Annotated in this window: 9 protein-coding genes; 7 read left to right on the forward strand and 2 right to left on the reverse strand. The window is 71.2% G+C overall.

Annotated elements, in window-relative coordinates:
• Nucleotides 1-129: 129 nt before the first annotated feature.
• From ACFWZ5_RS41250 to ACFWZ5_RS41265, 4 genes are all read left to right on the forward strand, one after another.
• Nucleotides 130-306: a Trm112 family protein gene (locus tag ACFWZ5_RS41250; RefSeq protein WP_384803394.1), complete on the forward strand. Its 177-nt coding sequence runs from the start codon at nt 130-132 to the stop codon at nt 304-306.
• 145 nt (nt 307-451) lie between these two features.
• The gene (locus ACFWZ5_RS41255; protein ID WP_384803397.1) at nt 452-1,606 is read left to right on the forward strand and encodes an SIS domain-containing protein; all 1,155 of its coding nucleotides are present in this window, start codon (nt 452-454) and stop codon (nt 1,604-1,606) included.
• 168 nt (nt 1,607-1,774) lie between these two features.
• Complete coding sequence (gene manA / locus ACFWZ5_RS41260) at nt 1,775-2,926, forward strand: mannose-6-phosphate isomerase, class I (RefSeq protein WP_384803400.1); 1,152 nt, start codon at nt 1,775-1,777, stop codon at nt 2,924-2,926.
• Nucleotides 2,927-3,032: 106 nt separating this feature from the next.
• Nucleotides 3,033-4,010 (forward strand): cation diffusion facilitator family transporter, encoded by a 978-nt coding sequence (locus ACFWZ5_RS41265; RefSeq protein WP_384803403.1) that lies wholly within the window; start codon nt 3,033-3,035, stop codon nt 4,008-4,010.
• 153 nt (nt 4,011-4,163) lie between these two features.
• On the opposite strand, the gene ACFWZ5_RS41270 is transcribed toward ACFWZ5_RS41265, so the two are convergent.
• Nucleotides 4,164-6,272 carry a fructose-specific PTS transporter subunit EIIC gene (locus ACFWZ5_RS41270; RefSeq protein ID WP_384803405.1) on the reverse strand — a complete coding sequence of 703 codons (2,109 nt, stop codon included), beginning with the start codon at nt 6,270-6,272 and terminating at the stop codon, nt 4,164-4,166.
• A 367-nt stretch (nt 6,273-6,639) separates the two neighbouring features.
• Here ACFWZ5_RS41270 and ahcY point away from each other — a divergent pair, with 367 nt between their 5' ends.
• On the forward strand, nt 6,640-8,097 hold the full coding sequence (ahcY, locus tag ACFWZ5_RS41275) for an adenosylhomocysteinase (RefSeq protein ID WP_384803408.1): 1,458 nt from the start codon (nt 6,640-6,642) through the stop codon (nt 8,095-8,097).
• Nucleotides 8,098-8,308: 211 nt separating this feature from the next.
• On the forward strand, nt 8,309-8,923 hold the full coding sequence (locus ACFWZ5_RS41280) for a hypothetical protein (RefSeq protein ID WP_384803411.1): 615 nt from the start codon (nt 8,309-8,311) through the stop codon (nt 8,921-8,923).
• A 77-nt stretch (nt 8,924-9,000) separates the two neighbouring features.
• Here the strand turns inward: ACFWZ5_RS41280 and ACFWZ5_RS41285 are convergent, their stop codons facing one another.
• On the reverse strand, nt 9,001-10,041 hold the full coding sequence (locus ACFWZ5_RS41285) for an RDD family protein (RefSeq protein ID WP_384803414.1): 1,041 nt from the start codon (nt 10,039-10,041) through the stop codon (nt 9,001-9,003).
• A 136-nt stretch (nt 10,042-10,177) separates the two neighbouring features.
• Between ACFWZ5_RS41285 and ACFWZ5_RS41290 the strand changes: the two genes are divergently transcribed.
• Nucleotides 10,178-11,185, forward strand: coding sequence for a stage II sporulation protein M (locus tag ACFWZ5_RS41290; RefSeq protein WP_384803417.1), 1,008 nt, complete (start codon nt 10,178-10,180; stop codon nt 11,183-11,185).
• Nucleotides 11,186-11,473: the final 288 nt, after the last annotated feature.

Below are 11,473 nucleotides of genomic sequence, written 5' to 3' on the forward strand. Positions count from 1 at the left end.
GTTCGGGAAGGGGCGGGCCTGGGGCGCCCCGCGAGGGCCCACGCCCCGCCCCCGCCCCCCACCCCCGCCCAAGGCCCCCAGGCCACGGGTAGGGTGGCAGTTCACGCACCCCGCCCGAAGGGACCCCTCATGGCGCTCGAAGCCGGCCTCCTGGAGATCCTCGCCTGCCCGGCCTGCCACGCCCCCCTCAAGGAAGCGGACGCCGAGCTGGTGTGCACGGCGGACGGCACGGACTGCGGCCTCGCCTACCCCGTTCGTGACGGCATCCCCGTACTCCTGGTCGACGAGGCCCGCCGCCCCGAGTAAGGATCAGGAGCAGCACCCCCGCGAGAAGCCCACGCGGGAAGCACCCCGCGGGAAGCACCCCGCGAGAAGCCCACGCGAGAAGGACGTACCCGCGCCCACGCGACAGGGGCGCGACCGCGCCCACGCGAGGAGGAGGCCCGCCCCCATGCTCGACGAGTCGCTCCTTGACGCCCCCGAGGCCCTGGCCCGCGCCGACCGCCACGACCTGCTGCGCGGCGCCGCCGAAGCCGGTGCCCGGGTGCGGACGTCGGTCCGGCACGCCACGGAGTCCGGGCTCACCGGACTCAAGCCGGACGGCCGCCCGCGCGCCGTCCTGATCGCGGGCCCCGGCACCGCCGCGACCGGCGTCGCCGACCTGCTCGGCGCGCTCGCGAGCCCCGGCTGCCCCGTCGTCCGCCTCGCCCCCAGCGGCGTGGCCCCCGCGGCGGGCGCCCTGCGCTGGTCCCTGCCCGGCTGGGTCGGCCCCGTCGACCTGCTGCTCATCGCCACCCCCGACGGCACCGAGCCGGGCCTCACGCTCCTCGCCGACCAGGCCTACCGCCGCGGCTGCACCGTCGTCGCCGTGGCCCCGGCCGGCTCCCCGCTGGCCGAGAGCGTGGCGGGATCCCACGGCCTGACCGTCCCGCTGGCCCTGCCGCCGCACCCCGCCGAGCGGACCGGCGACGACCCGGAGTCCCCGGCCGCCGCCCCCGGCACCCTGTGGGCCCTGCTCACCCCGCTGCTCGTCCTGCTCGACCGCACCGGCCTGGTCACCGCCCCCGTCGAGGCCCTGGAGAAGGTCGCCGACCGCCTGGACGGCGTCGCGGAGCGGTGCGGCCCGGCCATCGCGACGTACAGCAACCCGGCGAAGACCCTCGCCGCGGAGCTCGCCGACGCCCTGCCGCTGATCTGGACCGAAGGCCAGGGCGCGGGCCCCGCGGGCCGCCGTTTCGCCGCGGCCCTCGCCGAACTCGCGGGCCACGCCGCGCTCGCCGCCGAGCTCCCGGAGGCCCTGCCCGCGCACGCCACGCTCCTCGCCGGCGGCCTCGCGGGAAGCGCCGACAGCGACGACTTCTTCCGCGACCGCGTCGAGGACCCGGCGCCGCTGCACGCCCGCGTCGTCCTGCTCAGGGAGCGCCCGGCCGACGCGGGCGGACTCACCGCCGCGCCCGCCGCCCGTGAGCTCGCCCTCAGCCACGACACCGCGGTCAGCGAGCTGGAGCCGGAGGACGGCGGCGACCTGGAGCGCCTGGCCGAGCTGATCGCCGTCACGGATTTCGCCGCCGTTTACCTGGCGCTCGCTTCCGGGGACCGATCATGACCGCAGCCGACGTACGCGTGCGCGCGGCCCTGAGCGCGGACCCGTACCCGTACTCGTGAACGCGTACCCCTACTCGTGAACCCGTACCCGTGAACGCGTACCCGTAAGAGACATGCGCGTGCCCGCGCACCGGACGCGCCCCTGCAAGCCCGTAAGGGAGACCCCGCCGTGGACCGCCTCACCAACACCATCCGCCCCTACGCCTGGGGATCCACCACCGCCATCGCGGGCCTCCTCGGGGTCGAGCCGACCGGCGAGCCCCAGGCCGAGATGTGGATGGGCGCCCACCCGGGCGCGCCCTCGCGCACCGAGCGCGGCCCGCTCAACGAGGTGATCGACGAGGACCCGCGCCGCGAGCTCGGCGCCCGAGCCGCCGACAAGTTCGGCCCCCGCCTGCCGTTCCTCCTGAAGATCCTTGCCGCGGGCGCCCCGCTCTCCCTCCAGGTGCACCCGAACCTGGAGCAGGCGCGGGAGGGATACGAGGACGAGGAGCGCCGCGGCGTCCCGGTCGACGCCCCCCACCGCAACTACAAGGACGCCAACCACAAGCCCGAACTGATCTGCGCGCTCACGCCGTTCGACGGCCTGTGCGGCTTCCGCGCCCCGGCCGAGGCCGCCGACCTGCTCGACGGACTCGGCGTCGACTCCCTCAAGCCGTACGTCGACCTGCTGCGCGCCAAGCCCGAGGACGCCGCCCTGCGCGAGGTCCTCACGGCCGTGCTCACCGCCGACCGCGAGGAGATGGCCGCGACGGTCACCGAGACCACGGCCGCCGCCGAGCGCCTCGGCGGCGCTTACGCCCCGTACGCCGATGCCGCCCGGCACTTCCCCGGCGACCCCGGCGTCATCGCCGCCATGCTGCTCAACTACGTCCAGCTGCAGCCCGGCGAGGCCCTCTACCTGGGCGCCGGAGTCCCGCACGCCTACCTGAACGGCATGGGCGTAGAGATCATGGCCAACTCCGACAACGTGCTGCGCTGCGGCCTCACCCCCAAGCACGTCGACGTGCCCGAACTCCTGCGCATCGTCCGCTTCGAGGCCACCGACCCCGGTGTGCTGCGCCCCGAGGCCGCCTCCGACGGCGAGGAGGTCTACGAGACCCCGATCGACGAGTTCCGCCTGTCCCGTTTCGTGCTGCCCGAGGGCGGCGCCCCGCACGACCTCACCGCGGGAACCCCGCAGATCCTGCTCTGCACGGCCGGTGCGGTCCGCACGGGCGGCCTCGACCTGACGCCCGGTCAGTCCGCTTTCGTCCCCGCGGGCGAGCAGGCCGACGTTTCCGGCAGCGGCACGCTTTTCCGCGCCACTGTGGTCGCCTGACCCACCCACTCCTCTCGTGCTGCAACAATGGCCCACCGCGCGGGCCGGACACTCCGGTCCGTGCGCCGGGTAGGCGTCACGCAGGTGAAGGGAACAACGAGCACACATGAGTGCGTCAGGCGGAACAAAGGCGATCGTGGCGGCACTCGCCGCCAATCTCGCGATCGCGGTGGCGAAGTTCGTGGCGTTCCTCTTCAGCGGCTCGTCGTCGATGCTCGCCGAGAGCGTCCACTCCGTGGCCGACTCCGGCAACCAGGGCCTGCTCCTCCTCGGCGGCAAGAAGGCCCAGCGCGAGGCCACCCCGCAGCACCCCTTCGGCTACGGCCGCGAGCGCTACATCTACGCGTTCCTGGTCTCCATCGTGCTCTTCTCGGTCGGCGGCATGTTCGCCATCTACGAGGGCTACGAGAAGATCAAGCACCCGCACGAGATCGAGCACTGGTACTGGCCGGTCGGCGTCCTGGTGTTCGCCATCATCGCGGAGTCCTTCTCCTTCCGGACCGCCATCAAGGAGTCCAACGCCCTGCGCGGCACGCTCTCCTGGAAGGAGTTCATCCGCCGCGCCAAGGCCCCCGAGCTGCCCGTCGTCCTCCTGGAGGACTTCGGCGCGCTCGTCGGTCTGGTGCTCGCGCTCGGCGGCGTCGGCCTGGCGCTCGCCACCGGCGACGGCGTGTGGGACGGCATCGGCACCCTCTGCATCGGCGTCCTCCTCATCCTCATCGCGGTCGTCCTCGCCGCCGAGACCAAGTCGCTGCTGCTCGGCGAGGCCGCGGGCACCGAAGAGGTCGCGAAGATCGAGCAGGCCCTGGTCGACGGCGACACCGTCACCGGCGTCATCCACATGCGCACGCTCCACCTCGGCCCCGAGGAACTCCTCGTCGCCGCGAAGGTCGCCGTCCAGCACGACGACACGGCCCGCGAGGTCGCCGAGGCGATCAACGCCGCCGAGGACCGCATCCGCGCGGCCGTCCCCATCGCCCGCGTCATCTACCTGGAGCCGGACATCTACAGCGCGGAGGCCGCCGCCGCAGGCACAAACCCGGCAAAGTCCCCGGGCGGCCCGACCCCGGAGAGCGACCACTGACGGGCATCTCTGCCCGCCCTGCCCGGCTGTGGGCAATCGTCCCGCAGGGCGGGACGGGTGGGCACAGCCCAACGTGCCGGGCAACCCGGATACGTACGACAAGGGCCCCGCACCAGCATGGTGCGGGGCCCTTCGCCTGGGCACCGGCCGCGCTCACCCCACCTCGCGCAGCACCTCAAGAACCGCCGCCTCGTCCGCCGCAGCCACAAGCCGCTCCCGGAACCCGGTGTCCATCAACTTGCGCGAGAGCAGCGCGAGGATCCGCAGATGCTCATCACCCGCGGCCGCCTCCGGCACGGAGATCATGAAGATCAGCTTGGCCTTCGTACCGTCGAGCGAACCCCATTCGATGCCCTCGGCGGACCGCGCGAACCCGACGACCGGCGCGCTCACCGCGTCGGTCTTGGCGTGCGGGATCGCGATCTCCTCGCCGAGCCCCGTGGTGCCCTGCGCCTCGCGCGCAAGCGCGGTCCGTACGAGCTCCTCGACGTCGTCGACCTTTCCGGTACGGGCGAGCAGGGCCGCCATCTCGCGGATGGCCGCCTCCTTGTCCCCGGCCGCGAGCTGGACCTTGACGGTCTGCCGGGTGAGATACCCGGAGAGAACCTCCGGGCCGGCAGCCGCGGCCGCAGCCGAAGCGGCAGGCGCCGAAGCCGAAGGCGTAGGAGCTGAAGCCGCCGAAACCGGAGAGGCCGAAACCGCCCCGCCTCCCGTGGCCGCCCCCGCGGCCCCCGAGGCCCCGGCCCCGACCCCCGCAAGCACCGGCTCGCCCCCAGCGAGCCCACCACCCACCGGCAGACCACCCCGCTTCCGCTCACTCAGATCCACGAGGGACACGGTGACCAGCGCGGTGACGACGGTTCCGGCGGCGACGGCCACGAAGAACATCGGTACGCCGCCGATGGCACCGAGCACCGCCACGATCGGCCCGCCGTGCGGCACCGCGTCCTTCACACTGGCGAGCCCCGCCACGGCACCGGCGACCGCGCCGCCGAGCATGTTCGCCGGAATGACCTGCGCGGGCCGCGCCGCCGCGAACGGAATCGCACCCTCCGAGATGCCGAACAAGCCCATGAACAAGGCCGCGAGGCCGGTCTCCCGCTCCTGCTCGCTGTAGAGCCGCTTGCGGATCAGCGTCGCGAGCCCCTGCCCGAGCGGCATCACGGGGATCGCCGCGGCGCACATGCCCATGACGGTCTGGTTGCCGGTCGCGATGAGCCCGGCACCGAACAGGAACGCCGTCTTGTTGACCGGCCCGCCCATGTCGAACGCGATCATCAGACCGAGAATCGCCCCGAGCAGAATCGCACTCGTCCCCGTCATCCCGCTGAGCCAGTCCGTCAGATGCTCGAACACCCACGAGATCGGCTTCCCGATGACGTAGATGAAGAACAACCCGAGCGCGCTGGTCGCGACGATCGGGATCACGATGATCGGCATGATCGGCTGGACGAACTTCGGGACCTTGACCTTCTTGATCCACAGGACCAGATAACCGGCGAGGAACCCGGTCACGATCGCCCCGATGAACCCCGCCCCCGCCTTGGAGTCGTACAGCTCACCGGTGTTGGCGATCCAACCGCCGATCATCCCCGGCACCAGAGCGGGCCGATCCCCGATCGCGTACGCGATGTACCCGGACAGGATCGGCACCATCAGCGTGAACCCGATGACCCCGATCTGATTCACATGCATCCAGAACGAGTCGTCCGGGATGACGAGCCCGCCCTTGGGGTCGGTGTGCCCGCCGAGCGACAGCGAGATCGCGATGAGCAGCCCGCCGACCACGACGAACGGAATCATGTACGAGACACCGTTCATCAGCGCCTTGTACGCGACACTCCGCTCCCGCCCGCCACCGCCGGCACCGCCGCCCGCGGCCTGCCCGCCCCCGGCACCCCCGCCCTCCTGCACGGGCGCGCTCCGCACCCGCTCGATCAACCGCTCCGGATGACTGATGCCTTCGGACACCCCGACCGACAGCACGCGCTTGCCCACGAACCTGCCGCGGTCCACGTCCTTGTCGGCCGCGATGATGATGCCGTCGGCGTCTCTGACATCGTTGTCAGAGAGCACGTTCTCGGCCCCGATCGAGCCTTGTGTCTCCACCTTCATGTCGACGCCGAGACGCTCGGCGGCCTGCTGCAACTTCTCCGCCGCCATGTACGTGTGGGCGATGCCGGTCGGACAGGCGGTCACCGCGAGCAGCTTGAGCCGCTTCTGCTCGCCGCCGCCCGCGGGGGGATCGGCCGGACTGGTCACGAGGTTCTCCTAGAGCTTGGCCAAACACGATCGCGCAGATGTTCCCGATCTCCAGGCATCCTGCAACAGACGAGGACAGGATCAAAAGCCCAAAGGTCCCGGTTCACAGAGGTCTGAATGCCTTTGCTCTGATCGCGATCCAGCCACGCCGCCCCTCGGGGCGGCCTGTGGCGCGCTGCGCCAATCGGTGTAGATTCGTGACAGTGCCAGACGTCGCTGCTGATGGCGGTCGGGCGGTCCGCTCCTGGACCGGCCGAGGGAGAGAGGGCCTCCGACGGACTGCACTGCGCGCGACGGAGCCGACCCGTGCCCCGAAGCCGCAGGTCAGCCATGCCCACCCTCGACCAACCACGAGGAGCACTTCACCATGACGACTGCCGTCAACGGCAAGGACTTCAAGGTCGCCGACCTCTCCCTCGCCGAGTTCGGCCGCAAGGAGATCACCCTCGCCGAGCACGAGATGCCCGGCCTGATGGCGATCCGCAAGGAGTTCGCCGCCAGCCAGCCCCTGGCCGGCGCCCGCATCATGGGCTCGCTGCACATGACCGTGCAGACCGCCGTCCTGATCGAGACCCTGGTCGCCCTCGGCGCCGAGGTCCGCTGGGTCTCCTGCAACATCTTCTCCACCCAGGACCACGCCGCGGCCGCCATCGCCGTGGGCCCGAACGGCACCCCCGAGAACCCCCAGGGCGTCCCCGTCTTCGCCTGGAAGGGCGAGACCCTCGAAGAGTACTGGTGGTGCACGGAGCAGGCCCTGACCTGGCCGAACACGCCCACCGGCGGCCCGAACATGATCCTGGACGACGGCGGTGACGCCACCCTCCTCGTCCACAAGGGCGTCGAGTACGAGAAGGCCGGCAAGGTCCCCGCCGTCGAGACCGCCGAGAACGACGAGCACCGCGTCATCCTGCAGCTCCTCAACCGCACCATCTCCGAGGGCTCGCAGAAGTGGACCCAGCTCGCCTCGGAGATCCGCGGCGTCACCGAGGAGACCACGACCGGCGTCCACCGCCTGTACGAGATGCACCGCGACGGGCAGCTCCTGTTCCCGGCGATCAACGTCAACGACGCCGTCACCAAGTCGAAGTTCGACAACAAGTACGGCTGCCGCCACTCCCTCGTCGACGGCATCAACCGCGCCACCGACGTCCTCATCGGCGGCAAGACCGCGGTCGTCTGCGGCTACGGCGACGTCGGCAAGGGCTGTGCGGAGTCGCTGCGCGGCCAGGGCGCCCGAGTGATCATCACCGAGGTCGACCCGATCTGCGCCCTGCAGGCCGCGATGGACGGCTACCAGGTCACGACGCTCGACGAGGTCGTCGACAAGGCCGACATCTTCATCACCACGACCGGCAACAAGGACATCATCATGGCCTCGGACATGGCCAAGATGAAGCACCAGGCGATCGTCGGCAACATCGGCCACTTCGACAACGAGATCGACATGGCCGGCCTCGCGCAGATCCCGGGCATCGTCAAGGACGAGGTCAAGCCGCAGGTGCACACCTGGACGCACCCCGACGGCAAGGTCCTCATCGTCCTCTCCGAGGGCCGCCTGCTGAACCTGGGCAACGCGACCGGCCACCCGTCCTTCGTGATGTCCAACTCGTTCGCGGACCAGACCCTGGCCCAGATCGAGCTGTTCACCAAGCCCGACGAGTACCCGACCGACGTCTACGTGCTCCCCAAGCACCTCGACGAGAAGGTCGCCCGCCTGCACCTGGACGCGCTCGGCGTGAAGCTCACGACGCTCAGCCCCGAGCAGGCCGCGTACATCGGCGTCAAGGTCGAGGGCCCGTACAAGCCGGACCACTACCGCTACTGACCTTCCGGACCGTCGGCCCCGGGCCATGGCGCCCCGGGCCGCGGCCCCGGCAGTACGCCTCGCAGTACGTCTCCAGCAGGCCCTCGCCTTCCCGGCGGGGGCCTGCCCCCGTCGAGGCCGGGATGTCCGCCCCGCTCCAGGCCCCGCACGCCTACGCCAGGCCCCGCACGCCCCGCACGTCCCTCGACGAGCTCGACAAGGACCACGCCCCATGCCCCGCGGCCGCTATTCGCTGCACGATCCGCACGATCACACCCCCCTAGGTGAAGAACACTTCCACTGCGCGCCCGGCCCGTCCGGCTGGCGCTATGTCGCCCAGCGCACCACCCCCTCCGGCGACCACGCGGGCTCCGTTGACCTGGCCATCGACGAGCTCGGCCGCCCCATCCGTCTCGAACTGCACGCCGCCGGCTGGCAGGTGCGCGCCGCCGCCCTCGACGGCGTCACCTGGGTCCGCACCGACGCCACCGGCGCGCACGCCACCGAGAACAGCGCCCCCGCTCACGCTTTCACCGGCACATCCCCCGCCTTCCTCGTCGCCACAGCCCGCCTGCTGCGGCTCGCCCCCGCTTCCCCCGCGACCCGCGTCCGCCTGGTCGCCTTCACCGACCCGGTCCTCGCCCCCCGCACCCTCGACCAGTCCTGGGCCTTGCTGAAAAGAGAAGCACACGCCACTGACAACGGCCCCTTGACCGTGGACGAATACCAGGTCACAGCCCTGGACACGGGCGAGCAGCACGCCGTACACCTCAGCGGCGACGTCGTCCTCGCGGCCCCCGGCATCGAGCTGGAACACCTCGAGTCGCCGCCGTCGGTCCTTCCCTGACACACGGCCGCGCCTGCCCTGCGCTCAACTCCTGCCTACGCGCCGCCGATCGTCCCGGCCTGCGTGGCACACACGGGCTACGCGGGCGGCACGAAGCCCGTCGCGGGCCCGGACGGATCCTCACGCCGCGGCGGCGCGACGGCACCGGCCGACCGGGCCGGATCGACTCCGGCGGGGGCCTGTGGGTCCTGTGGGGCCGGTGGTTCTGGTGGTGCTGGTGGGGCTTGTAGCCCCTGCGTGGACTGAGGGGCTTGAGGTACCTGAGTTACCTGAGGGGGCTGTTGACCGGGCGACGCATACGCGGTCGCGGTCGCGGTCGGCGAGAGCGGTACGAGCCCGGGCCCCTGCGCCCCAAAGACACCACTGGCCGTACCGCCAAAGGCCTTCCGCGACTCCCGGGCCTGCCGCTCGTGCACGACGGCCGCCAGGAACGCCGCCGGCGGCACCCCCTCCGGCGCGGGCGCACCAGTCCGCGCGACCACATCGGCGGCGAGCCGCTCGGCCATGGCCCAGCCGATCTGCGGATCCAGCTGCCCCATCCGTGTCAGGTACTGGCGGATCGCCAGCCACAGCCCGTCCGGCACCATCGACAGATCGAGCTCGGCGAACCGCCCCATCAACCAGGGCGGTGGCGGCGGCACGTACCCGGTCCGCCCGGTAGGAACGCGCTCCCGCACGACGAGCGTCCCCGCGAACACGTCCCCGAGCCTCCGCCCGCGCGCCGACACCAGCGACGCGATGCACGCGACGACCCCGAACGTCAGCAGGATCTCGACGACCCCGATCGCCCCGCGTACCAGCGCGTGACGGAAACGGATCGGCCCGCCGTCGTCCCGCACGACCCGCAGGCCGCACGCCAGCTTCCCCAGCGACCGCCCATGGCTGAGCGTCTCCACCGCGATCGGCGCACCCACCAGGATCAGCACGAACGTCCCCACGGCGATGGCCGCGGCCGCGGCGTCGTCCAGCGACGCGGTCGACGCGAGGAGTCCCAGCGTCACGGCCAGATAGACCGACCACGCCACGACCATGTCGATCAGCACGGCCAGCGCCCGGCTCGGCAGCTTCGCGGGGCGCAACTCGAGCGCCACCGCCTCGCCCGTCACAAGCTCACTCACGCCTGCCGCCCTTCCCTTCTCTGCCCCCGGAACCGCCAGTCTGCCAAGCTGAAGACTGATCGCGCCGCAGTAGGACCAGTACGACCAGTTCCAGCAGTACGAGAGCAGTACGAGAAGCCGGGGAGCAGCCAATCCGATGGACCTCGACGTCTTCGTGTCCGCCCACCGGGCCGAGTGGGACCGCCTGGACGCCCTGCTGCGCCGCCAGCGCCGCCTCACCGGACCCGAGGTCGACGAACTCGTCGTCCTCTACCAGCGCACCGCGACGCACCTGTCCCTGATCCAGTCCAGCGTCCCGGACCCACAGCTCACCGGCCGGCTCACCCAACTCGTGGCACGCGCGCGTAGTGCCGTGACAGGCACCCGCCGTGCCTCCTGGAGAGACGTCACACGCTTCCTCGCGCACGGCTTCCCGGCAGCCGTCTACCGGTCCCGCCACTGGTGGGTACCCACAGCGCTGCTGTCCACCGCCCTCGCCGCGATACTCGGCTGGTGGGTCGGCACCCACCCCGAAGTGCAGTCCTCCATCGCCGCCCCCTCCGAGCTGCGCGACATGACGCGCCCCGGAGGCGAGTACGAGACGTACTACTCCAGCCACCCGGCGACCTCCTTCGCCGCCCAGGTGTGGACGAACAACGCCCAGGCGGCAGCCATGTGCCTGGTCCTCGGCGCCTTCCTGTGCGTCCCGGTCATCTGGATCCTCTTCCAGAACATGCTCAACCTGGGGGTGGGCATCGGCCTGATGTCCTCCGCGGGTCGCCTCGACACTTTCCTGGGCCTGGTGCTCCCGCACGGCCTCCTCGAACTGACCGCGGTCTTCGTAGCCGCGGGAACGGGCCTACGCCTCGGCTGGACCCTCATCGACCCGGGGCCGCGCACCCGACGGGCGGCGATGGCGGAAGAAGGCCGCTCAGCCCTGGGCATGGCCATCGGCCTGGCCCTGGTCCTCTTCGTCTCAGGCGCCATCGAAGGCTTCGTCACGCCTTCCGGCCTTCCCACCTGGGCCCGCATCGCCATCGGCATCGCCGCGGAGCTGGCCTTCCTGGCGTACGTCTACGTCCTCGGCGGCAGGGCCGCACACGCCGGAGAGACGGGCGACGTCGACGCGTCCGAACAGAGCGCTACGGTCCCCACGGCGGCTTGATGTGCGTACGACCTCTCTGACCTGCTAGTCTCCTCGTCGCCCCAGAAAAGTCATTGACATGACTGGACCGGGGAGGTAGATTCGAACAGTTGCCTAGAGCTGGACAGCTCGCACGGCAGCAGTGAACATCTACCTGCTTCTTGAATCTCATCAATCAAGAATCAAGATGCCACCCGACACCATCGGAAAACTTGAGCCGGTCAGTCCGGCCAAAAACTTCTGATAAAGTCGGAACCGCCGGAAAGGGAAGCGCGAAAGCGAAGACCTGAAAGGCACCGAGGAAATCGG

The sequence above is a fragment of the Streptomyces sp. NPDC059003 genome (genome assembly GCF_042740445.1).
GTDB lineage: Bacteria > Actinomycetota > Actinomycetes > Streptomycetales > Streptomycetaceae > Streptomyces.